Source organism: Streptomyces sp. NPDC028991 (assembly GCF_055564775.1).
The window spans coordinates 49,678-73,236 of record NZ_JBVHVP010000026.1; the positions used below are offsets into that span (position 1 = coordinate 49,678).

16 protein-coding genes and 2 pseudogenes are annotated in these 23,559 nt (G+C 72.5%); 3 read left to right on the forward strand and 15 right to left on the reverse strand.

The window, feature by feature from the left end:
- Positions 1–201 precede the first annotated feature (201 nt).
- From ACZ4V1_RS31475 to ACZ4V1_RS31510, 8 genes and pseudogenes are all read right to left on the reverse strand, one after another.
- Positions 202–1,935, reverse strand: a complete 1,734-nt coding sequence (locus ACZ4V1_RS31475; RefSeq protein ID WP_468343024.1) for a PP2C family protein-serine/threonine phosphatase — start codon at positions 1,933–1,935, stop codon at positions 202–204.
- Between the two features lie 181 nt (positions 1,936–2,116).
- Positions 2,117–3,181, reverse strand: coding sequence for an anti-sigma regulatory factor (locus tag ACZ4V1_RS31480; RefSeq protein ID WP_468343027.1), 1,065 nt, complete (start codon positions 3,179–3,181; stop codon positions 2,117–2,119).
- Positions 3,181–3,621 (reverse strand): anti-sigma regulatory factor, encoded by a 441-nt coding sequence (locus ACZ4V1_RS31485; protein WP_468343075.1) that lies wholly within the window; start codon positions 3,619–3,621, stop codon positions 3,181–3,183. The genes ACZ4V1_RS31480 and ACZ4V1_RS31485 overlap by 1 nt, the downstream gene beginning before the upstream one ends.
- Positions 3,621–4,052, reverse strand: a complete 432-nt coding sequence (locus tag ACZ4V1_RS31490; protein ID WP_468343030.1) for an STAS domain-containing protein — start codon at positions 4,050–4,052, stop codon at positions 3,621–3,623. The genes ACZ4V1_RS31485 and ACZ4V1_RS31490 overlap by 1 nt, the downstream gene beginning before the upstream one ends.
- Positions 4,049–4,945, reverse strand: coding sequence for an STAS domain-containing protein (locus tag ACZ4V1_RS31495; protein ID WP_468343033.1), 897 nt, complete (start codon positions 4,943–4,945; stop codon positions 4,049–4,051). The genes ACZ4V1_RS31490 and ACZ4V1_RS31495 overlap by 4 nt, the downstream gene beginning before the upstream one ends.
- Before the next feature lie 156 nt (positions 4,946–5,101).
- The gene (locus ACZ4V1_RS31500; RefSeq protein WP_468343078.1) at positions 5,102–5,575 is read right to left on the reverse strand and encodes an STAS domain-containing protein; all 474 of its coding nucleotides are present in this window, start codon (positions 5,573–5,575) and stop codon (positions 5,102–5,104) included.
- Positions 5,576–5,614: 39 nt separating this feature from the next.
- Positions 5,615–8,119: pseudogene (locus ACZ4V1_RS31505) on the reverse strand (SpoIIE family protein phosphatase); the annotation flags it as partial.
- Positions 8,120–8,216: 97 nt separating this feature from the next.
- Positions 8,217–12,212, reverse strand: a complete 3,996-nt coding sequence (locus ACZ4V1_RS31510) for a HAMP domain-containing protein (protein ID WP_468343037.1) — start codon at positions 12,210–12,212, stop codon at positions 8,217–8,219.
- Between the two features lie 402 nt (positions 12,213–12,614).
- Here ACZ4V1_RS31510 and ACZ4V1_RS31515 point away from each other — a divergent pair, with 402 nt between their 5' ends.
- Entirely contained in the window at positions 12,615–12,980 is a 366-nt protein-coding gene (locus ACZ4V1_RS31515; RefSeq protein WP_468343081.1) for a PRC-barrel domain-containing protein, read from the forward strand.
- A gap of 46 nt (positions 12,981–13,026) precedes the next feature.
- Positions 13,027–13,479 carry an ATP-binding protein gene (locus ACZ4V1_RS31520; protein WP_468343040.1) on the forward strand — a complete coding sequence of 151 codons (453 nt, stop codon included), beginning with the start codon at positions 13,027–13,029 and terminating at the stop codon, positions 13,477–13,479.
- Positions 13,480–13,488: 9 nt separating this feature from the next.
- Here ACZ4V1_RS31520 and ACZ4V1_RS31525 read toward each other — a convergent pair whose 3' ends face one another.
- Both ACZ4V1_RS31525 and ACZ4V1_RS31530 read right to left on the reverse strand, forming a co-directional pair.
- Entirely contained in the window at positions 13,489–13,923 is a 435-nt protein-coding gene (locus ACZ4V1_RS31525) for an ATP-binding protein (protein WP_386311086.1), read from the reverse strand.
- A 335-nt stretch (positions 13,924–14,258) separates the two neighbouring features.
- The gene (locus ACZ4V1_RS31530) at positions 14,259–16,166 is read right to left on the reverse strand and encodes an AMP-dependent synthetase/ligase (RefSeq protein ID WP_468343044.1); all 1,908 of its coding nucleotides are present in this window, start codon (positions 16,164–16,166) and stop codon (positions 14,259–14,261) included.
- A gap of 154 nt (positions 16,167–16,320) precedes the next feature.
- On the opposite strand from ACZ4V1_RS31530, the gene ACZ4V1_RS31535 reads away from it, so the two are divergent.
- Positions 16,321–16,554 carry a DUF6480 family protein gene (locus ACZ4V1_RS31535; protein WP_468343047.1) on the forward strand — a complete coding sequence of 78 codons (234 nt, stop codon included), beginning with the start codon at positions 16,321–16,323 and terminating at the stop codon, positions 16,552–16,554.
- A 34-nt stretch (positions 16,555–16,588) separates the two neighbouring features.
- Here the strand turns inward: ACZ4V1_RS31535 and ACZ4V1_RS31540 are convergent, their stop codons facing one another.
- The 5 genes and pseudogenes from ACZ4V1_RS31540 to ACZ4V1_RS31560 form a co-directional block, all read right to left on the reverse strand.
- A complete protein-coding gene (locus ACZ4V1_RS31540) occupies positions 16,589–17,680 on the reverse strand; it encodes a glutamate--cysteine ligase (RefSeq protein WP_468343050.1) in 1,092 nt (363 codons plus the stop codon).
- 111 nt (positions 17,681–17,791) lie between these two features.
- On the reverse strand, positions 17,792–20,014 hold the full coding sequence (gene glgB, locus ACZ4V1_RS31545; protein ID WP_468343053.1) for a 1,4-alpha-glucan branching protein GlgB: 2,223 nt from the start codon (positions 20,012–20,014) through the stop codon (positions 17,792–17,794).
- 3 nt (positions 20,015–20,017) lie between these two features.
- Complete coding sequence (locus ACZ4V1_RS31550) at positions 20,018–21,379, reverse strand: maltokinase N-terminal cap-like domain-containing protein (protein WP_468343056.1); 1,362 nt, start codon at positions 21,377–21,379, stop codon at positions 20,018–20,020.
- A 28-nt stretch (positions 21,380–21,407) separates the two neighbouring features.
- Positions 21,408–23,126: a maltose alpha-D-glucosyltransferase gene (gene treS / locus ACZ4V1_RS31555; RefSeq protein WP_468343059.1), complete on the reverse strand. Its 1,719-nt coding sequence runs from the start codon at positions 23,124–23,126 to the stop codon at positions 21,408–21,410.
- Positions 23,123–23,559, reverse strand: a pseudogene (locus tag ACZ4V1_RS31560) (alpha-1,4-glucan--maltose-1-phosphate maltosyltransferase); the annotation flags it as partial. The gene treS and the pseudogene ACZ4V1_RS31560, both read right to left, overlap by 4 nt.

The window sequence follows — 23,559 nt, forward strand, 5'->3', positions numbered from 1 at the left end:
CGCCTGCCCCTGGATCGCTGCTTCGCACCTCGTCGATCCCACCGCGCCCAAGCGGGTTCGGCCAGCCGGGCGCGGCAGGCAGGCGACACATCCTGATCACCACCATGCCCCGCCCGGGCCCGGAACGCACCGGACGGGAGTGAACGGGCCGGGACTCTTCCGTGGGCGAGTCGTGCCCGGCCCGGTGCCGGGCCGGGCTGGTCAGCCGGATCCGCGCAGGTGGCAGAGCAGCAGGCACACGTCGTCGTCCCGTTCGGAGTCGCTGAGCAGGGGACGCAGGATGCCGTCGGCCGACCCCTCCAGGTCCGACTCCAGCTCCGCCGAGCCGAACGACCCGAGCGCCTCCGCCAGCCGCGCGATGCCCGGATCGATGCCCAGGGCACGCCGCTCGATCAGGCCGTCCGTGTACAGCGCGAGCGTCGAACCCGGCGCCAGCGGCACGGTGTGGTCGGCGATCTCCTGCTTCAGCGGGATGCCGAGCATGGCACCCGGTTTGGCGTCCAGGGTCTGGACCCGTCCGTCCGGGGTACGCAGCACCGGCGGCGGATGGCCGGCGGCGGCCCAGGTCAGGGTGGGGTCGTCGGGATGGAAACGCGCGATGACGGCGGTGGCGAACAGGTCGGGCTGGAGGTGGTGCAGGAACGTGTGCAGCCGGGTCAGGAGCCGGCCCGGGCTGCCGCCGTCCACGGCGTACGCCCGCAGCGCGGTGCGCAGCTGGCTCATCATCACGGCCGCGCGCAGCCCGTGCCCGGTCACGTCGCCGACCACGGCGATGACGCCGCCGTCGGGCTGACGGAACGCGTCGTACCAGTCGCCGCCGACGTTCAGCCCGTGCGTGGCGGGCAGGTAGCGCGCGGCCAGGGCGAGACCCGGCGGCGCGGGCAGTTCCGTCAGCAGCGCCCGCTGGAGGGTCTCCGCGATGTCCCGGTTGTGCTGGTAGCGCTGGGCGTGGTCGATCGCGGTACTGGCCCGGCGGGTCAGCTCGATCAGCATCACGGCGTCGTCCGGGTCCCAGCGTTCCCCGGGCGGGGACAGGGTCACCACGCCCAGTGGCGCCTGTCGTGTCGGCAACGGGATGCACAGCAGGGGCCGTTCCGGGGCCAGCGCCGAGGGCGGCTGGTCGTCGACGCCCGGCAGGCCGCCGGGGTGTGCGGCGGCGTACTGGGGCCGCCCCGTGCGGGCGGCGATCACGGCGGCGGCCGCGTGCGCGGGGCCCGGACGGTCGCCGTCCTGGTCGAACAGCCAGACGTCGACGGTCGTGGCGTACTCGGGCACCAGCAGTTCCGGCAGGCGGCGCACGATCTCGTGGTGGTCGAGGGACGCCGTCAGCACCGCGCTCGCGTCCGCCAGGAACGTCAGCCTGCGACGGGCGTTCTCCGCCTCCGTACGCGCTTTGCGCTCGGCGGCGAACGCCTCCCGCTGAGCCCGCCCCGCGGCGTCCAGTTCGGCGTGCAGGGCCACGACGCCCTGATTCGTCTGGTGCAGCTCCTCCCGGTGGAAGTCGACCAGGTCCTCCTGCTCGGTGAGCCGGTCCAGCACCACTACGGTGTCCTCGTCGGTCCCCAGCAGGGCCTCGGCGAGCGCGGCCGGATCGTCCGCCGAGACGTCGGCGTCGGCGGTCGGCACGGCCTCCGGGCAGGGCACCGTGACCCGCCACGGCGGTTCCCCGGCGGCAGCGGCGTCCCGCGACGGCGTCAGCACGGCGTGCAGCACACCCTGCCCGGCCTCCGGCGTGGCGCGGGAAGCCGTGCCCGCCTCCACGGTGAGCCGCCAGGTACCGCCCTTGGCCAGGCACAACCGCAACTGCGCCCCGAGCGAGGCCACCAGCCGCGCGCGCTCCAGGGGCGGCACGCCGTAGGCGGCGGCCAGGCGGGCGGTGGTGATGCGTGCCTGGGCGGCGTCGGTGATGCCGGTGATGTGCCAGGTTCGGGTCATGGACGGTCCAGCGGGGTCGGGGCCGGACCAGTCGCGGCGGTGTCGTGCTGCACCGGGCGGGCGGGGTTGTCGGTGGGTGGGGTCACTGGTCGTCGGTGTCGCAGGGGCGGTACGCCGTGGGCGGCGGCCGGACGGGCGGTGACGGTGGTCCCGGCCGCGTCGGTGATGTGCCCGGTACCGGTCATCGGGCATCCGGCGGGGTCGGGGCCAGTACGGCCACCGCGGTGTCGTCCCGCACCGGGCGGGCCGGACTGCTGGCGTCGCGGACCGTCACGGCCGCCGTCACGGCCGGATCGGCCGCCGTACGGCAGGTCTCGGGTGTCGGCTTCCAGCGGCTCGGCAGACCGTCGCTGTGCAGGACCAGCACCCGGTCGTCCGCCCAGGCCGCCTCCTCCTCGCGCAGGGTCGTGGGCCGGTGGGTGCCGACGATGCCGGGCCGGGACACCAGATGCCGCCAGGTGCCGCCCGCGCACAGCCGCGCCCCGATGTTGCCGATGCCGGCGAACCTGAGCACGGCGGCGCGCGTGTCGACCTGGGCCACCGCGACGGCCGCGCCGCGGGTGCCGCCCAGCGCCGTGTCGAGCCGCCGCAGCGCCTCGGCGGGCGTCAGGTGCGCCGAACCCCGCAGCGCCTCGACGGCGGCGGTCGAGGCGTGGGCCGCCTCCGGGCCGTGGCCGAGCCCGTCGGCCAGCATCAGCGTGACCCGGTCCCCGGACCGGACCCAGGCCCAGGCGTCGCCCGAGTAGTCGCCCCCGCCGAAGGGGACGTTCACCGCGCCGGCCCGTACCCCGGCCGCCGGGCCGGGCCCCACGGCACCGCCGCCGGGCAGGGCGCCGACCCGGGCGACCACCACCGTGCCCCGCCCGGGAGCACTGTGCAGGTCGAAGTCGTCGGCGAGGCGGGCACAGGTGCCGAGACCGGCGCCGAGGGAGCTCGTCGTGCTGAAACCGTCGCGCAGGGCGGCGGACACGTCGGCGATCCCCGGCCCGTGGTCCACCGTGCAGATCTGCACGAGCCGGCTCTCGTCGCGGCCCGCCGTGAGGACGGGCGGAGCGACGACGTCGATGAGGACCTGTCCACCTCCGGCGTGCTTGAGCAGGTTGGTGGCCAGCTCGGTCGCCACCAGCGCCGCGGTGGCGGTGCGCTGCTCGTCCAGCCCGGCCAGGGCCGCCGCGTGCTCCGCGGCCACCCGGGCGTCACGCACCCGGGTCGAGTCGTGCACCGGGACGTCCCACACGCGCGGCATCAGGACTCCTCACGCGGACGGGGCGCCCGGCCCGCCCAGGAGGTCACCCGGACGGTGGTGCCCGCCCCCGGGCTGCTCTCGATCGCGAACTCGTGCACCAGGCGCCGTGCGCCGCCCAGCCCCATCCCCAGCCCGCCACCGGAGGTGAAACCGTCGCTGAGCGCCTGCTCCAGGTCCGCGATGCCCGGTCCCTCGTCGCTGAAGGTCAGCCGCAGCCCCTGCGCGCCCCGCTCCGCGAGGGGCTCCGTCTCCATCGTTCCGCCGCCGCCGTACACGAGTGTGTTGCGGGCCAGTTCGCTGGCCGCCGTGACCAGCTTCGTCTGGTCCACCAGACCGAAGCCGAGCTGGGCGGCCGCCTGCCGTACGTGCTGACGTACCCACACCAGATCCATGTCCGAACGGATCGGCAGGCGGGCCTGGGCGCCCGCGGCGGTGTGCATCACGGACTCTCCTGGCGCAGGCCGCCGAAGCGGGACGACGGAGCATGCCGCGTCAGCAGGTCCATGGCCACCTCGGTACTGAGCGCGGTGTGCACCCCCGGCAGCGTCAGGCCGAGCTCCACCAGGGTGATCGCGACCGCCGGCCGCATGCCGACCACCACGGTGCGTGCGGCCAGCAGCTCGGTCTGCCCGGCGATCTCCGCCAGGACCCGGCCGAGGAAGGAGTCGACGATGTCCACACCGGAGATGTCGATGATCACACCGCTGGCGCCGCTGTGGGAGATGGTCTCCGCGAGGTCCTGCTGGAGCTGCTGCGCCGTGCTGTCGTGCAGGTCGCCCTGCAGGGTGACCAGCAGCACGTCGCCGAGCCGGAGGACCGGAACATGACCCGTCGCGGGACCCGCGTGGGGCCCCGGGAATGCCTCGTTCACCGCGTGACCGGCCCGTTCGCGACGGGGTTCACGATGCCGACCCCCAGCTGGTGCAGTACGTACCCCAGCGCGTCGGCGAGGCTCGCCCGGGTGACCACGGTGCCCAGGTCCAGACCGAGGTGGACCATGGTCTGCGCGATCGCGGGCCGGATGCCGGAGACGATGCACTCGGCGCCCATCAGCCGGGCCGCCGCGACCGTCTTCATCAGGTGCTGGGCCACCAGCGAGTCGACGGTCGGCACCCCGGTGATGTCCAGGATCGCGTAGCGCGCCTGCTGCTCCACGATGGACTCCAGCAGGGTTTCCATGACGACCTGGCTGCGGGCACTGTCGAGTGTCCCGATCAGCGGAACGGCCACGATGCCGTCCCACAGCTTGATGACGGGCGTGGCCACCTCCAGCAACTGCAACCGCTGGCGGTCGATGAGGGCCTGTCCCTCACTGAGCGCCGTCTGCATGACCACGACGCGCAACGTGCCTATCAGCACACTCAGCGTGGTGACGCAGGCCCGCGCCTCGTCGGGCGAGGCGTCCGGCAGATCGGCCAGGAGCAGGTTCTCGACCGGCGGGCGCAGGGTGGCCAGTTCACTCGACACCTGGGCGGTGCTCAGGCCCGCCCGCGAGCGGGCCGAACCCATCCGCGCCAACTGCTCGCGCACCGTCGTGAATCCGGCGGCGTCCGGGTCCTCCACCCGCGCCGCGTCGGCCACTTGGGCCAGCGCGTCCACCACGGCCTTGCCCGCCTCGACCGCCTCGTCGCGCGAGACGGTGAACACGGCCCGGAACAAGGGCTCGTCCGCCCATCGCTGGGCGATCTGCTCACGGCGGCGCCGCAGAAAGTCCCTGACCTCGTTCGTCGGCGATCCCGCTGTTCCCTCCGCCTGTTCCGGCACCTGTTCCACTCCTCATCCGCGTTGCGCCGCACAGCCCAGGAGGCGACGTGACGGCGACGTGACTCTGCCGGGCGACAACTGTAACCACCCGCCGACCACGTACGACACCTGCTCCCGCGCGAACGGTCCGGATGAGTGCCGGGTAGGAGGCGGAAATCACGCCTCCGGTATCCGCGGCCCCTCCGGCTGGGCGTCGACGCGGGAGAGCGCCTCGTCGAGGCTTTCGGAGACCGGCACCGTGATGCTCACCCCCGTCAGGTCCAGAACGCGCCGCACCGCAGCGGTGGGCGAGATGATGTGCACGCTGCCCGGCAGCTCGCGTGCCTCCTGATAGACCCGCAGGATGATGTTCATGCCGGACGAGTCCATGAACGGCACCTTGGAGAGGTCCAGCAGGAAGTGCCGTCGGCCGTGGTGCAGTTGGTTGGCCAGATGGTGCTGGAACTCGGTCGCGGTGTCGACGTCCAGGTAGCCCTCCACCGTGAGCAGCGCGACCTCCTCCCGGGGCAGCGACACCTCGACGGACAGCGGGTTCTGGGCTATGGGCACGTGTACCTCCAACAAAACGGCCGGGCGGTGGGCGTCGTGTACCGCCGCGACCCGGCGGTTACCCCCGAATCCGTACGTCATACCTGCCCGGTCGGGACCGGAATCCCACGCGTCGCGTCCCCCGACCCGGATGCCCACGAGGCACGTGTCGTCGTCCGTGTCCGACCTGCTGTAGGTGAGCAGCCGGTCCAGATGCTGATCGAGGGTGTTCGGCGTCGGACGGACGGTGCCCAGCAACTGGGCCAGCGCCTCCTCCAACGAGCGGTCGCGGCGCTCGATCAGGCCGTCGGTGTACATCAGTAGCGTGTCCTCGCCGGCCAGCGACACCTCGTCCTCCTCGTACGCCGCCTCGGCCACCGCTCCCAGCAGCATGCCCCTGAGCAGCGGCAGCGGCTTGGCCTCCGGGCCCCGGACCAGCACCGGCGGCAGGTGCCCCGCCCTGGCCCAGCGCAGCGTGCGCCGGGACGGGTCGTACAGCCCGCACACCGCCGTGGCCGTGACCCCGCCCGTCAGATGGTGCGCCACGATGTTCAGCCACGACAGCAGCTGGCCCGGCCCCGCCCCGGTCACCGCCAGGCCGCGCAGCGCGTTGCGCAGGACCACCATGCTGGTCGCGGCCTCTATGCCGTGCCCGGCCACGTCCCCCACGCACAGCAGCACCCGCCCGCTCGGCAGCATCACGGCGTCGTACCAGTCGCCGCCCACCAGCTGCTCCGTCTCGGCGGGCCGGTACCGGACGGCCACCTGGAGGTCCGGCACCTTGAGCGGGGTCTGGGCCGGCGGCATGATCGCGTGCTGCAGTTGCAGGGTCAGCCGGTTGCGTTCGATGGCCTGCTGCTCGCTGTGGGCCAGCTGGTCGCGCGTCGCGGCGAGCGCCACCTCCGTCCAGTGCTGTGCCGAGATGTCCTGGTAGGCGCCTCGTACGGCGAGAAGGCGGTCGTCGGTGTCCAGGACCGGTTCGGCCACCGCCCGGACGTGCCGGGTCACCCCGTCGGGACGCTGCAGCCGGAACCCCGCCGACGCCGGCCGCCGGTGGTGCAGCAGCGTCCGCAGGAACCGGCCGATGGTGACGGCGTCGTCCGGGTGGGCGTGCGCGGTCAGCTCCTCCAGCGGCACCGGCGTGCTCGTCCGCGGACGTCCGTACAGGTCGAACAGCTGTCCGTTCCAGGTGATCTCGCCGGTCAGCAGGTTCTCCTCGAAGCCGCCGATCCGGCCGAGGCGCTGGGCGTGCTGGAGGAGGCTGGCCAGCCGGGCCGTCTCGTCCTCGATGCGCCAGATGAGCAGCACGGCGTTGCCGTGCCGGCTGACGCTGATGTCCGCGACCGCCGACAGCGGCACCTGGTCCACCAGGGCGGTCAGATTCATGCGCCGGGCCCGGAACGGCTCGCCCGTGGCGTACACCCGCTCCACGTACCGGAAGAGCTCGCTGTCCCCGGCGGCCATCGGATAGGCCTCCAGCAGCAGCGCGCCGCCCACGACGGCACGCGGCCGTCCGGCGGGATCCTGGAAGCTCTTGTTCACGTGCTGGATGCGGAAGTCCGCCAGGTGCCCGGAGGCGTCCAGATAGGGCACCAGGACCAGGGCGGGGTCGTACAGGCCGTCCGCCAGGTCCATCAGCTCCACCGCGTCCGGCATGATCCGCGGCTCCTGCCCGGCGGCGCGCGGCGGCGTGTACGTCTCCAGGGTGTGCGCGCACAGTTCCGCCAGGGCCTCCACCTGCCGGACCACCTGGGGCGGCTGCGGCGCCAGCGGCACCGGCCAGGCGATCTCCAGCACGCCGTGGATGCGCCCCCCGGTACCGGCCGGCACGGCGGCCCTGCCGCCCTCCGGGTACTGGTGCCGGCCCACGCTGGGCAGCCCGGTCCCGGCCAGGGAGGTGATCCACTGGCCCGCGCGCTCGGTCAGCCCGGAGCGGGCCACCGTCGCCACGTCCGGCGGCACGTAACGCCAGCGGGTGGCCTCGGCCGGCGAGAACCCCGCGCTGCCGGCCAGCGTGAGCGACCCGTCGTACCCGGCCGCCCAGATGGCCACGGCGACCGCGCCGAGCGGGCGCAGCGCCTGCTCGAGCAGGGCGTCGGCCACGGCCTGGGTGTCGTCCGCGGCCAGCGCGCCGCTCTCGGCCGCCCGCAGGCGCACGGCGGCCGACTCGGCCACCGCCTCCCCGGCCGCCGTGCCGTCGGCGCCGCCCTCGGCGGACGCGGACCGTACGGCGGCGGTGGCCGTCAGGAACGCGTCCGTCACCTCCGACATCCGGTCCCGGGCCGCCTGGTTGATGACGTCGACCGCGAACTCCAGAGGCGTCACCTGGGACTGCTCGGCCAGCTCGGCGAGCTGCCGGGCGGCCTGCGCCGGACCGCATCCGAGCCGCGCCACCAGGATGCCCTTGGCGAGCTCGATCAAGGCCCGGCCCTCGGCCTCCGCCTGGGCGGCCCGCACCTCGCGGCTGAGCCGGTCCACCGTGGCCGCCAGTCTCCCCACGGGCGACAGCGGGGTCATTCCGCGCAGGTCGGCGGCCGGCCCGTCGACCGCGCAGGACTGCGCCGGGCCGGGCGCCGGGAGCGGCGCGGCGGTCGCGTCCCGTGGCGCGCCGCCGGCCGGTTCGCGCGGCTGCTCGGACATGTTCACGATGAGGACGCTCCTCGGCTGGAGACCGCCGCGGTGCGCGACGGGGCCCGCCGCGCACCGCCCGGCCCACCGGTGTACGGGACGGGGGCCGGCGCGCTCATGCGGGCAGCCACCGCCGGACGCAGGCCATGAGGTCCTGGGTGTCCACGGGCTTGGTGACGTAGTCGCTGGCGCCCGAGGCGAGGCTCTTCTCCCGGTCGCCGGGCATCGCCTTCGCCGTCACCGCGATGATCGGCAGCTCGGCGTAGCGGGGCATCCGGCGGATCTCGGCCGTCGCCGTGTAGCCGTCCATCTCCGGCATCATCACGTCCATCAGGACCAGCGCGACGTCCGGATGGGCCATCAGCGTCTCGATGCCCCGGCGCCCGTTCTCCGCGTGCAGGACCCGGAAGCCGTGGAGCTCCAGGATGCCGCTGAGCGCGAAGAGGTTGCGGGCGTCGTCGTCGACGACGAGGACGGTGCGTCCGGCCGGCGAGTCGCCCACGGCCTCGGGGGCCGGGCTCCGCGACTCCTCGGGCCGGACCAGGGAGAGCACGTCCCCGGGCTCCTCGGCGGCCAGGTGCAGTGCGATGCGCTCCCGCAGTTCGTCGAGGCTGGAGAGGAACTCCAGCGCACCGCCGTCCGCCCCGGCGCGCAGGCTCTCCTCCAGCGCCGCGTCCGCGCGGTGACCGCTGTGCACGAGCACCGGGACGCTCGGCGGCGCCGAGTCGTCGCGCAACGCCTCCAGGAACCGGGACGCCTCCGAGTCCGGCATGCCCAGCTCCAGGACGACGCAGTGGCACGGCTCGGCCGCCAGCGCGCCGACGGCCTCCTGCGCCCCCACGGCCGTGATGACGTCGAGCGGCGGCCGGTCACCCGTGTCGTCCCGTCCGTGCGTCAGGTCCGCGATCACGCTCTCCGCGACGAGGGTCAGCAGACCGCGCGGACGCTCCTCCACGACCAGCAGGCGCCGCGGGCGCTGCCGGTGGCCGCCCGCGATCTCGAAAACCGGTGCGGTACGGGCGAGCGCGTCGGCGGGGGACGCGACCGGGGCGTGCTCCCGGCCCGGGGCGAGCAGTTCCTCGAAGTCGGGCCGCGCCACGGGCAGGAACAGCGTGAAGGTGCTGCCCCGGTCGGGCGTGCTGTCCACCGTGACGGCGCCGCCGAGCAGCTGGGCGATCTCCCGGGTGATGGACAGCCCCAGTCCCGTCCCGCCGTACTTGCGGCTGGTCGTGCCGTCGGCCTGCTGGAAGGCGCCGAAGATCGACTCCAGGTTCTGCTCGGGGATGCCGATGCCCGTGTCCCTCACCCGGAAGGCCACCACGGCACCACCCCGGAGCACGCCCGCGGGCACCTCGTCGTCCGGCGCGGGCTCGACGGCCAGCTCCACCCCGCCCCGCTCGGTGAACTTCACCGCGTTGGACAGCAGGTTGCGCAGCACCTGGCGGAGCCGGGAGTCGTCGGTCAGCAGGTCCGCCGGTGCTCCGGCGGCCGTCGTCACGTTGAACTCCAGACCCTTCTGCGTCGTCATCGGCCGGAAGGTGGCCTCGACGTACTCGATGAGCTGCCGCAGCGCCACGCGCTCGGGGGCGACGTCCATCTTCCCCGCCTCGACCTTCGACAGGTCCAGGATGTCGTTGATCAGCTGGAGCAGGTCCGAGCCCGCGGAGTGGATGATGCCCGCGTACTCGACCTGCTTCGGGGTGAGGTTGCGCGACGGGTTCTGGGCCAGCAGCTGGGCGAGGATGAGCAGGCTGTTGAGCGGGGTGCGCAGCTCGTGGCTCATGTTGGCCAGGAACTCCGACTTGTACTTCGAGGCCAGCGACAACTGCTGGGCACGGGCCTCCAGTTCCTGCCGGGCCTGTTCGATCTGCAGGTTCTTCGCCTCGATGTCCCGGTTCTGCGTCGCCAGCAGGGACGCCTTTTCCTCCAGTTCGGCGTTGGAGCGCTGGAGCTCCTCCTGCTGCACCTGGAGCTCCGCCGAGCGGGCCTGGAGTTCGGCGGTCAGCCGCTGCGACTCGGCGAGGAGCTCGTCGGTACGGGCGTTGGCCACGATCGTGTTGACGTTCACGCCGATGGTCTCCATCAGCATTTCCAGGAAGTCCCGGTGGATCTGTGTGAACGAGGTGACCGACGCCAGCTCGATCACGCCGAGGACCTGCCCCTCGACCACGATGGGCACCAGCACCAGAGCGGCCGGCACCACCTCGCCGAGGCCCGAGGAGATGGTCACGTAGCCCGGCGGAAGCTCGTCCACCACGATGGTGCGCCGGCTGCGCGCGGCCTGGCCGACCAGGGTGCGGCCGAAGGCGATGCGGGTGGGCCTGCTCGCCTCCCCGGGGTAACCGTAGGAGCCGACGAGCCGCAGCTCGGGCCCGTCGTCGCCGTCCTCGGCCAGGTAGAAGGCGCCGTACTGGGCCGACACCAGCGGGACCAGCTCGTCCATGATCAGCTCGGCGACCACGGGCAGGTCCCGGTGCCCCTGCATCAGGCCGGAGATCCGGGCGAGGTTGCTCTTGAGCCAGTCCTGTTCCTGGTTGGCCCGCGTGGTCTCGCGCAGGGACTCCACCATGGAGTTGATGTTGTCCTTGAGCTCGGCGACCTCGCCCGACGCCTCCACGTTGATGGAGCGGGTCAGGTCGCCTTCGGCGACCGCGGAGGTGACCCCGGCGATCGCGCGGACCTGGCGGGTGAGGTTGCCGGCCAGCTCGTTGACGTTCTCCGTGAGGCGCTTCCAGGTGCCGGAGACGCCCTCCACCTCGGCCTGGCCGCCGAGCCGGCCCTCGGTGCCGACCTCGCGGGCGACGCGGGTGACCTCGTCGGCGAAGGCGGAGAGCTGGTCGACCATCGTGTTGATCGTCGTCTTGAGCTCCAGGATCTCGCCGCGCGCGTCGACGTCGATCTTCTTCGACAGGTCGCCCCGGGCCACCGCGGTCGTCACCAGCGCGATGTTGCGCACCTGGCCGGTGAGGTTGTTGGCCATGGAGTTGACGTTGTCGGTGAGGTCCTTCCAGGTCCCGGCGACGTTCGGCACGTGCGCCTGGCCACCGAGCCGGCCCTCGGTGCCGACCTCGCGGGCCACCCGGGTCACCTCGTCGGCGAACGCCGACAGCGTGTCGACCATCGTGTTGATGACGTCGGCCAGCGCCGCGACCTCGCCCTTGGCCTCGACGGTGATCCGCTGCGACAGGTCGCCGCGCGCCACGGCGGTGGCCACCTGGGCGATGGAGCGGACCTGGCCGGTGAGGTTGTTGGCCATGGAGTTGACGTTGTCGGTCAGGTCCTTCCAGGTACCCGACACACCGCGCACCTGGGCGCGCCCGCCCAGGTTGCCCTCGGTGCCGACCTCGCGGGCGACCCGGGTGACCTCGTCGGCGAAGGCGGAGAGCTGGTCGACCATCGTGTTGATGGTGTTCTTGAGCTCGAGGATCTCGCCGCGGGCGTCCACGGTGATCTTCTGCGACAGGTCGCCCTCGGCCACGGCGGTCGCCACCTGGGCGACGTTGCGGACCTGGCTGGTCAGGTTGCCCGCCATGAAGTTCACCGAGTCGGTGAGGTCGCGCCACGTGCCCTTGACGCCCTGGACGTCGGCCTGGCCGCCGAGGCGTCCGTCGGTGCCGACCTCGCGGGCGACGCGGGTGACCTCGTCGGCGAAGGCGGAGAGCTGGTCGACCATCGTGTTGATGGTGTTCTTGAGCTCGAGGATCTCGCCGCGGGCGTCGACGTCGATCTTCTGCGACAGATCGCCCTCGGCCACCGCCGTGGCGACCTGGGCGATGTCACGGACCTGGGTGGTCAGGTTCCCCGCCATGGCGTTGACCGAGTCCGTCAGGTCGGCCCAGGTGCCCGAGACGCCCGGCACCTTCGCCTGACCGCCGAGGGTTCCCTCCGTGCCCACCTCGCGCGACACTCGGGTGACCTCGGAGGTGAACACGGACAGCTGGTCCACCATGCCGTTGAAGACCTTGGCGATGTCGCCCATCAGGCCGTCCGCCTCGTCCGGCAGACGGGTGCCGAAGTCGCCGTCCCGTACGGCCGTGAGGCCCGCCAGGAGACGCCGCAATTCCTGATCGCCCGGAACCGTGTCGACGGTCCCGGTGCTGTCGCTGGTCATGCGCACCCTCGTTCCGCTCCCCAGGAGCCCTCGGACCGAGGACTCGGCAACCCCCTCCGGACCGATTGCGCGGCCCGGTCTGTCGTGCGTGCATTCCCGCAGTTCACGGATCTGCCCCATGCGGAACTGCTCCATGAGAAAAATACGCCAGAGGCTAACCCAGGTCGCGGGTCCGAACAAAGCGGGACGTCACCCTGTGGAGCACGGTTCCGGGCGGACCGTGCCGCGCTCGCGGAACCGGCCGTCGGGCTCCCGGTCCGGTGCCGCCGCCGCCGATTGGCCCACCGGGCCCGAATGCGGCGGCCCGGGCCGGGTATCTGCTGCTGTGGAGCCGGTCCGGCCCATGGCGTCGGCCCGGCCCGGCAGTCGTCACCGACGCGGGAGGAAAGGGACAGCGTGCCGATGGAGAGCATCTGGTCGTACGCGGCGGGCAGTGGTTTCACGGAGGGACAGGACCTGACGGGCTGCACCGTCGTCGCGAACGACGGCACCATCGGTCACGTGGACCGCCAGGCGGACCACTTCGGCATGCGGCACCTGGTCGTCGACACCGGCGTCTGGGTCTTCGGCCGGAGCGTGCTCGTGCCGGTCGGCATGGTCAGGGGCATCGATCCGGACGCCCGCACGGTCACCGTGGCCTGCAGCAGGGCGGAGGTCAAGGCCGCGCCCCGGTTCCGGACCGACAGCGAGACGATGGACCGGCATTACCTGGCGTCCGTCGGCGACTACTACCACCGGCTGCCGCCGCGGGACACCGCCGCGGACTGAACCGGTGCCGAACGACGGCACGGCGAACACCAGGGACACCACTGACATGGAACCAACCGACGGGATCACCACGGCCTCATCCGGCTACGCGCCGCCCGGCGTGCCGGCACCGGGTGCCGTGACCAGTGCGGCGACGGCACGTGCGTACGCGGAGTCGGTGGCGCGCGCCCGATGGGGGGCGGGCCGCGGCGCGCGGCAGGAGGACGTCGTCGACCTGCTGCTCGTGGTCTCGGAGCTGGTCACCAACGCGATCCTGCACGGCGGCGGGCTGGCCGGCTTCGAGGTCCGGCCCACGGGCGAGGGCATGTGGATCGCGGTCCGCGACCACAGCGCGGTGGTGCCCCGGGCCGCGTACGCCTTCCCCACCACGCACCGCGGCAGCGGCTACGGCTGGCCGCTCGTCGCCCGGCTGGCCCGCGACATCGCCGTCGACCGGCATCCGGGGGGCGGCAAGTCGATCAGTGTGCTGGTGCCCCTGCGCGACGCGGACGTGCCCTGACCGGAGCGGTCACCAGGGCAGGAAGACGTGGATGTCCTTGCCCCGCTCGCCGGTGACGACGCTCACCTGGTCGGACAGGGTGTGGATCAGATGCCAGCCGATGCCGCCGCCGCCGTTGCTCGGGTGGAAGGGACGTGGCGCCGGTTCGGTCGTACTCGTGTCGTGCATCACCACGTGCACACCGTCGAAGGTACGGCGCAGCCGAAGAGTGAACGGTCCCGGGGCGTACTGCACCGCGTTCGCCGCCAGCTCGGTGACGACGAGGAGGATGTCGTCCCAGTGCTCCGGCTGCGAGGGTGGCGACGCACGGGCCAGGTCGTAGAGGAATTCCTCCGCGACCAGCCGCGCACCGGTCACATTGTGCAGCTCCCCGGTGAAGCTGGCGGTGCGGTTCGTGATCTCCTCGGAAGCCAGTGTCCTGTCCCAACGCGACTCGGCTGCCATTTCGCCTTCCCGGCCCGGCATCGGCCGGGCGTCGTCCCTTCTTCGCATTCCCTTCGTTTGTTAGTTCCCGTGCCGACCGACCCTACGCGCCTCGTTGTGGCGGGCCGGGGGGCGGTGGCCAGGGGCGACGGCACCGTCACCCTCGGTCCGGCTCCCCGAGAGCGGCGGGGGCCGCGAGGGAACCCGGAGGGCTGAGCACACCGGATCTCGATGACCGGTGACGGCGGCTCCCCGTCACGCCGCCAGGTCACGCACGGCCGGCACACCGCACGACGACCGCGCGGGCGCGCCGGTACCTCACCGGAGCGCCCGCGCTTGTCCGCAGATGTGCCCGGTCACCGGAAGAACACGCTGTCCGAGTCCTCCCAGCCGGCCGGCTCCTGAGGCGGCGCCGGCGCCCGGTGCCGCGCCCGCGCCTCGTACATCGCGTCGATCTCGAAGGCGTAGGTCCGTACGATCTCGTCCCGCCGCAGCTTCATCGACGGGGTGAGCAGCCCGTTGGCCACGTCGAACGGATCGGGCAGGACGCGGAAGACCCGGATGGACTCCGAGCGGGACACGGCACTGTTGGCCGCGGCGACGGCCCGCGCGACCTCCTCCCGCAGCGCGTTCTCCTCGCGTGCCTCCCGGACCGGGGCGTCGCCCTGCAGGGCCAGGCCCGCCCGCCAGTGCGTCAGGAACTCCGGGTCGAGCGTGATCAGGGCGCCGACGCAGGGCCGGTTGTCGCCCACGACCACCGCCTGGTGGACGAGCGGGTGCATGCGCAGCCGCTGCTCCAGGGCGGCCGGGGCCACGCTCTTGCCGCCGCTGGTGATGATGATGTCCTTCTTGCGGCCCGTGATCGCCAGATAGTTCTCGTCGTCCAGGTGCCCGAGGTCCCCGGTGGCCAGCCAGCCGCCGCGCAGCACCCCGAGGGTGGCGGCCTCGTCACCGATGTATCCCTGGAACAGCGACGGCCCGCGCACCAGGATCTCCCCGTCGTCGGCCACCCGGATCTCCATCCCGGGCAGCGGCTGCCCCACGGTGCCGGACTTCTCCCGGCCCAGCGGCTGCATCGTCAGCCCGCCGCTGGTCTCCGTCAGGCCGTAGCCGTCGTGGACGTAGACGCCGATGCCCTCGAAGAAGAGGGACAACTCGCGGCTGAGCGGCGAACCACCGGACGTCGCGCGGCGCACCCGTCCGCCCAGCGCGCTCCGCAGCCGGCGGTACACCGTCCGCTCGTACAGGGCGTGCTGGAGGCGGAGGTCGAAGCCGGGCCCCGGCCCCCTGCCCAGCCGCTGGCGCTCCAGCGCGGCGGCGAAGTCCCGCGCCGTCTCGGCGGCCCGCTCGAACAGCGCCCCGCGGCCCGCCTTCTGAGCGGTGCGCAGGAAGTTCTTGTAGAGCTTCTCCAGGACGGACGGGACGGCGTAGAGGTACGTCGGCCGGAAGGAGCGCAGCGCCGAGGACAGGGCTTCCGCGGTCATCGCCGGCTCGTGCCCCATGAGCAGCCCGCCCCGGACGCACAGGCTCTGGATCATCAGTCCGTACACGTGGGAGAAGGGCAGGAAGGCGAGGACGACGCCCTGCTCCCCGGGCGGCGCCACCGTGTGGCCCCAGCCCGCGATCAGCGTGTCGCACGGACTGGCCAGACTCCGGTGGCTCAGCGCGCAGCCCATGGCGCGGCCGGACGTGCCCGACGTGTAGGCGACGACCGCCGTGGAGTCCGGCAGCACGATGCGGCGCATGGAGTCGACCGTGGCGAACGGGAGGAACCCGCCGCGCGCCACGAGCGTGTCCATCGCGCCCGCGTCCAACTGCCAGACGTGACGCAGCGACGGCAGCGACGCGCACACCGACCCGACGGTCATCACACTCTGCTCGTCCTCGACCACCACGGCCACACAGCCGGCGTCCCGCAGGATCCACTCGACCTGGTCGCGCGAGGAGGTCGGATAGATCGGCACGACCTCGGCGCCCACCGTCCACAGCGCGTAGCTGAAGACCGTCCACTCGTAGCGGGTGCGGGCCAGGATGGCCACCCGGTCGCCGGGCGAGATCCCGCACGCGATCAGCCCCTTGGCCAGGTCGACCACCTCGTCACGGAACTCCACGGCGGTCACCTCCTGCCAGACGGCCGAGTCCGCGCCGGAACGGCGGGCGAGCATCGGCAGCGTCGGATTCCGGGCGGCGGTCTCGAAAAGGCTGTCGGCGAGCCCGCCGGTCAGGGGCGGGACGGCCGGGGGAGCGAGAGCGAGGTCGCGCATGCGCTGGCTCCTGACGTGTACGGACGGTGACACCGCCGACGAGCACCGTCATCGGCCGTGTTCGGAATCTAGCGGAGCCGCGGGCGGCGGGGGGCCGGGACGGAGGAAGTGTTCCCGCCTGGTGATCTCGGACGGATCGGGGGACTCGGACGGCATGAGCTACACGAACCCCGACCCGGAACCCGAACGCACCACCGGACTGGAGCAGGGAGGCGGTGTGCCGCCCGGCGAGACCCCGCCGGGGGAGAGCAGCATGTCCGAGGCAGGCCCGTGGGAGGGCGACAATCCGCCCAAGGGCTGGGCCAAGGCACCCCTGATCGTGATTTTCGCCCTGGTGCTGCTCATCGCGGCGGGCTTCCTGGGGTACGCCCTGGTCCTGATCCTCTGAGGAGGTTCGAGGAGCGACGGCTCCGCGGGGCGTCTCAGGCCGCCTGGGTGCGGCGCACGCACTCGGTGACGACGTCCCGCAGGCTGCCGGTGCGCTCCAGCAGTTCGCGCTGCACCCGGGCACCGTTGCCGTGCCGCAGCAGGTCGGCGACGCCGTCCCGCACCCGGTCGAGGTCGCCGTCGGCGGCCAGTGCCTCCCCGACGTGGTCCAGCAGCGCGCGTACGACCGTCTCGGCCGGCATCCGCCGCATCGTCGCGGGATGCAGCAGTTCCTCCGTCAGCCCGGACCGGGCCGCCCGCCAGGCCGCGAGACGCAGCAGACTCACACTGTGCGCGGCGGGTTCCCCGCCCTCCCGCCACTCCCGTGCGGCCGTGTCGACCAGCGCGCGGGCGAGGGCGGCGACGACGACGGCCGTTCCCGCGTCCAGACAGACGTCCGCGACCCGGAACTCGACCGTCGGGTAGCGCTGGGACAGCCGGACGTCGAAGTAGACCATCTCCTCGTCGAGGATCGTGCCGGTCGCGAGCATGTCCGCGACCCGGCGGTGATAGCGCTCCGCCGAACCGAACAGCTCCGTCGGACCGGCCGACGGCCAGCGCTGCCAGACGCGGCTGCGATAGCTGCTGTAGGACGAGTCCCTGCCCTGCCAGAACGGGGAGTTCGCGCTCAGCGCGGCCAGTACCGGCAGCCACGGCCGCACCCGGTCGATGACCGCGACGCCCTCCTCGTCGGACTGCACGGAGACGTGCACGTGACAGCCCAGGACGAGCTGCTCCTGGACCACGACGCCGTACTGCTCGGCCATCCACTCGTAGCGGCGGTTCACACCGACCGACGGGGTCACCGGCAGCGGCGACGTGGCGAGCGCGGCCACCGCGCAGCCGATACCCCCGGCGTGCCGTCCGGCCTCCTCACGGCAGCGGACGATCTCCGCGTGCAGCCGCCCCATGTCCGCCTGCGGATGCGTGGCGAACTCGAGCATCTGCTCGTGCAGCTCCTTCTCGAACACGTCCTGCCCGGCATCCACCAGCGAGGCCCGGGCGAGCACGGCGGCGGACAGGGCCCGCGGCTCGCCGGTCTCGGGGTCGACCAGGAGGAGTTCCTCCTCCACTCCGACGGTGCGCACGAGGTGCCGCCTTTCTGTGGGCCCGGCCGCGGAGACGACGGGGGCTACTCGCTCGTAGGCCCATCGACTGCCCCGGGACGGCGGCCGGACACCTGGTCCCGCCCCTGTGCCTCACAGGCCGTACGGCATCAGCCACACCGTGGCCAGCGGAGGGAGCGTGACCCGGATGCCCCCGTCCTCCGGCTTGACCGGGTCCGGGTTGCTCACGCCGCTGCCGCCGTACTCCTCGGCGTCGGTGTTGAGCACCTCCTGCCAGGCGGCGACCTCGTCGCCGACGGCGAGGCCGTACTCGTGCCGGACGACCGGGGAGAAGTTCGACACCGCCAGCAACGGGGTGCCGTCCGCGTCCAGCCGCAGGAACGCGAAGACGTTGTCCTCGGCCGCGTCCACGGCGACCCAGCGGAAGCCGGCCGGATCGGTGTCACGCTGCCACAGGGCCGGGGTCCGCCCGTAGCGGGTGTTGAGTTCGCGTACCAGGTCCTGGATGCCGCGGTGGTCGCCCGCCGAGTGGTATCCCTCGTCCAGCAGCCACCACTCCGGTCCCTGCTTCTCCGACCACTCGGCGCCCTGCGCGAACTCCTGCCCCATGAACAGCAGCTGCTTGCCCGGGTGCGCCCACATGAAGCCGAGGTAGGCGCGGACGTTCGCCCGCCGCTGCCACCAGTCGCCGGGCATCTTCGACACCAGCGCCTGCTTGCCGTGCACCACCTCGTCGTGGGAGATCGGCAGGCAGTAGTTCTCGCTGTAGGCGTAGACCATCGAGAAGGTCATCTCGTGGTGGTGGTACTTGCGGTGCACCGGCTCGTGCGCGACGTACTCCAGCGAGTCGTGCATCCAGCCCATGTTCCACTTCAGCCCGAAGCCGAGCCCGCCGGTGTCGGTGGGCCGGGTCACCCCGCCCCAGGCGGTCGACTCCTCGGCGATGGTCACCACGCCGGGGCAACGCCGGTAGACGGTCGCGTTCATCTCCTGGAGGAACGCCATCGCCGCCAGGTCCTCCCGGCCGCCGTACTGGTTGGGCTCCCACTGGCCGGAGTCGCGCGAGTAGTCCAGGTAGAGCATCGAGGCGACCGCGTCCACGCGCAGCCCGTCGATGTGGAACTCCTCGCACCAGTACACCGCGTTCGCCACGAGGAAGTTGCGCACCTCGGTCCGCGCGAAGTCGAAGGTGTACGTCCCCCAGTCCGGGTGCTCCGCGCGCCGGGAGTCCCCGGGCTCGTACAGCGGGTCCCCGTCGAAGCGGGCCAGCGCCCAGTCGTCCTTCGGGAAGTGCGCCGGCACCCAGTCCATGATCACGCCGATGCCCGCCCGGTGCAGGGCGTCGACCAGGTACCGGAAGTCGTCGGGCGAGCCGAGGCGTGCGGTGGGCGCGTAGAAGCCGGTGACCTGGTAGCCCCAGGACGGGCCGTAGGGGTGCTCGGCGACCGGCATCAGCTCGACGTGGGTGAAGCCCAGGTCCCTGACGTACGCGGGCAGCGCCTCGGCCAGCTCGCGGTAGGTCAGCCCCGGCCGCCAGGACGGCAGGTGCACCTCGTACACGGAGAACGGCGCCTCGTGCACGGGCGTCTCGGCCCGGGTCCGCAGCCACTCCCCGTCGCCCCACTCGTACTCCGAGGAGGTCACGACGGAGGCGGTGTCCGGGGGCTCCTGAGCCGCGCGGGCCATCGGGTCGGCCTTGAGGAACCGGTGGCCGTACCGCGAGTGGATCTCGAACTTGTACCGGGTGCCCTCACCGACGCCCGGCAGGAACAGCTCCCACACGCCGGACGAACCGAGCGAGCGCATCGGGAACGCCGTGCCGTCCCAGTGGGTGAAGTCGGTGGCGACCCGCACCCCCTGGGCGTTCGGCGCCCACACCGTGAACCGGGTGCCGGTGACGCCCTCGTGGGCCATCGGATGCGCGCCGAGCGCCTGCCAGAGCTGCTCGTGCCGGCCCTCGCCGATCAGGTGCAGGTCGAGCTCGCCGAGGGCGGGCAGGAAGCGGTACGGGTCGTGCGTCTCGTGCTCGCCTTCCTCGTACGCCACCACGAGGGTGTACGCGGGGATCTCCGCCAGCGGCAGGACACCGGAGAAGAGACCGTCCTCCTCCGACGCGAGGGCGTGGCGCTCGCCGTCGACGACCACGCTCACCCCGCGGGCGAACGGGCGCAGCGCCCGGAAGGCGACGCCGCCCGGGACCGGGTGGGCGCCGAGCAGGGCGTGCGGATCGTGGTGGGCGCCCGCCAGCAGGCGCCCCCGGTCGGTCGGGTCGAGGGGCGGGGCGGTCCCGCACGCACCGGGGGTGGGCGGGACGGGACCGGACGGCTCGGGAAGCGAGGTGTCGCGGAGGGCCACGGGTCAGTCTCCTCTCACGGCGAGTCGTTCGATCGCCGCCATGGGTACGGGAAGCCAGTCGGGGCGGTGCCGGGCCTCGTACAGCACCTCATACACGGCGCGGTCCGTCTCGTAGGCGCGCAGCAGGCCGTGCTTCTTACGGGGGTCCCACCCGGCGCGGGCGGCGTAGCCGGCGCAGAACGCCTCCCGGCAGCGGCGCGCCCACTCGGGGCGCCACGGGCGGCGCTGCCGGGCGGCGTAGTCGAAGGAGCGCAGCATGCCCGCGATGTCCCGCACGGGGGAGTGGGCGCTGCGCCGTTCGGACAGCGGTCGGGACGGTTCGCCCTCGAAGTCGATGACGAACCAGTCCCGGCCGGCCCGCAGCACCTGGCCGAGATGCAGGTCGCCGTGGATGCGCTGGGCGGGCGGTCCGGAGTCGCAGGTGGACAGCGCCGCGAAGGCCGCCCGCAGACCGGGTACGAAGGGCTGCAGCGCCGGTACGCAGTGCGCGGCGGCGGTCAGCCGCTCGGTCATCGCCGCCGCCGTCCGGCCGTTCTCCCCGGGAGGGCCGGCCGGGAAGGCCGAGGCCAGTGCGAGGTGCACGTCGGCCATCGCCCGCCCCAGCTCGTGGGCCTGCACGGTGAAGTCGTCGCCGGACGCCAGCGCGTTCAGGGAGAGGGTCCACCCGTCGGAGGCGTCGTGCAGGAAGGGCTGGAGCACGCCGAGCGTCGCCTCGTAGGGATGGGTCGTCCGCATCCACGCCACCGGTGCGGGGACCCGGTCGCAGCCCTGTCTGGCCAGCGCGTCCGGCACCTCGAGGTCGGGGTTGACGCCGGGCTGGACGCGCCGGAAGAGCTTCAGGATGAACTCGTCGCCGTAGATCAGCGAGGAATTGGACTGCTCGGCGTCCAGCAGCCGCGGCACGAGTCCGCCGGGCACCGGCCGTGAGGGGTCGGACTCGAAGCGCAGCGGCCCCGCCTCGCCGGGGTGCCTGAGCCGTTCCAGGAGCAGCTGGGCCGACCGGGGGTCGTGCAGCGCGTCGTAGACCGTCCGGCCGGCCAGCGGGCCGTCCTGCACCTGTCCGATGAGCGCCCGGCCCAGGCGCGGCGAGGGCTGTTCGCGCACGCCCAGCAGCAGCTGGTAGCAGTCGCCGGCCGGGGGAGTGCCGCCCGGAGCGGGCACCGGACCCTGCCCGGTGTGCACCAGGAGGTGCAGACAGCCCGGGAAGAGCTCGGTCATCGACAGCAGACCGAGCTCGGCCACGGGCCGGTCCTTGCCCGCGAACCAGCGCTGGCGCGGCAGCCACTGACGCAGCAGCTCGCCGAGCGACGACATGGGCTCGGCGAGATGCCTGCGTCTCGGGCGCAGGGATGCGGTCTTCGGCATGGTGACGCGTCCTTTCCTCGGCCCGCGCTCAAACGCGGCGGCCGATGCGGGATGCGACTCGGGTGAGCCGGAACCAGTAGAAGCCGTGGCCCCCGAGGGTCAGCAGGTACGGCAGTTCACCGATGGCGGGGAAGCGGACCCCGCCGAACAGCTCGACCGGATGGCGTCCGGCGAACTCCCGCAGGTCGAGTTCGGTGGGCTGGGCGAACCGGGCGAAGTTGTTCACGCACAGCACCAGGTCGTCCTCGTACTCGCGCAGGAAGGCGAGTACGGCGGGGTTGGAGGACGGCAGTTCGGTGTAGGTGCCCAGGCCGAAGGCGGGGTTCTGCTTGCGGATCTCGATCATGCGGCGGGTCCAGTGCAGCAGGGAGGAGGGCGAGGCCATGGAGGCCTCGACGTTCGTCACCTGGTAGCCGTAGACCGGGTCCATGATCGCCGGCAGGTAGAGGCGCCCCGGGTCGCAGGTCGAGAAGCCGGCGTTGCGGTCCGGCGTCCACTGCATCGGGGTGCGCACCGCGTCGCGGTCGCCGAGCCAGATGTTGTCGCCCATGCCGATCTCGTCGCCGTAGTACAGGATCGGCGAGCCCGGGAGGGCGAGGAGCAGGGCGGTGAACAGCTCGATCTGGTCCCGGTCGTTGTCCAGCAGGGTGGCGAGCCGGCGCCGGATGCCGATGTTGGCGCGCATGCGCGGGTCCTTGGCGTACTCCGCGTACATGTAGTCGCGTTCCTCGTCGGTGACCATCTCCAGGGTCAGCTCGTCGTGGTTGCGCAGGAAGATGCCCCACTGGCAGCCGGACGGGATGGCCGGGGTCTTGGCGAGGATCTCGGAGACGGGGTAGCGGGACTCGCGGCGTACGGCCATGAAGATGCGGGGCATGACCGGGAAGTGGAACGCCATGTGGCACTCGTCGCCGCCCGCCGAGTAGTCGCCGAAGTAGTCGACGACGTCCTCCGGCCACTGGTTGGCCTCGGCCAGCAGCACGGTGTCGGGATAGTGCGCGTCGATCTCGCGGCGGACGCGCTTGAGGAACGCGTGGCTGGCGGGCAGGTTCTCGCAGTTGGTGCCCTCTTCGGCGTACAGATAGGGCACGGCGTCGAGGCGGTAGCCGTCGACGCCCAGGTCCAGCCAGAACTTCAGCGCCGCCAGCATCTCCTCCTGGACGGCCGGGTTCTCGTAGTTCAGGTCCGGCTGGTGGGTGAAGAAGCGGTGCCAGTAGTACTGCCCGCGGACCGGGTCGTAGGTCCAGTTGGACGCCTCGGTGTCGACGAAGATGATCCGCGCGTCGGCGTACCGGGTGTCGTCGTCCGCCCAGACGTAGTAGTCGCCGTACGGGCCGTCGGGGTCCCGGCGTGACTCCTGGAACCACGGATGCTGGTCGCTGGTGTGGTTCATGACGAAGTCGATGATGACGCGCATGCCGCGCTGGTGGGCGGCGTCCACGAACTCGACGAAGTCGGCCAGGTCGCCGAACTCGGGCAGGACGGCGGTGTAGTCGGAGACGTCGTAGCCGCCGTCGCGCAGCGGCGACTTGAAGAACGGCGGGAGCCACAGGCAGTCCACGCCCAGCCACTGCAGGTAGTCCAGCTTGGCGGTGAGGCCCTTGAGGTCACCGACGCCGTCGCCGTTGCTGTCCTGGAAGGAGCGGACGAGGACCTCGTAGAAGACGGCTCGTTTGAACCAGTCCGGGTCCCGGTCCCTGGCCGGTGTGTCCTCGAATTTGTCCGGCACGGGCTCGTTGACGGTCATGAGGCTGCTGACCCTCCGTTCTGGGGCGCGGCGGCGGACGGCCGGCGGACGTGGAAGACGTGAGCGGGGGCCCGGCCGGGCTCCAGCCGCACGTAGTTCGTGCGGCCCCAGTGGTAGGTGTCGCCGGTGAGTTCGTCGTGGACCGGCACCGACTCGTGCCAGTCGAGGCCGAGCTGCGGCATGTCGAGCGAGATCGTGGCCTCCTGGGCGCGGTGGGGATCGAGGTTGGCTACCACCAGCACGAGGTCGGACCCCGCGCGCTTGCTGTACGCGATCAGCGCGTCGTTGTCGGTCCGGTGGAAGCGCAGGTTCCTGAGCCGGTGCAGCGCGGGGTGGGCGCGCCGGATGGTGTTGAGCTTGGTGATGAGGGGGGCGATGGTGGTGCCCTCGCGGGCGGCGGTGGCCCAGTCGCGGGGTTTGAGCTGGTACTTCT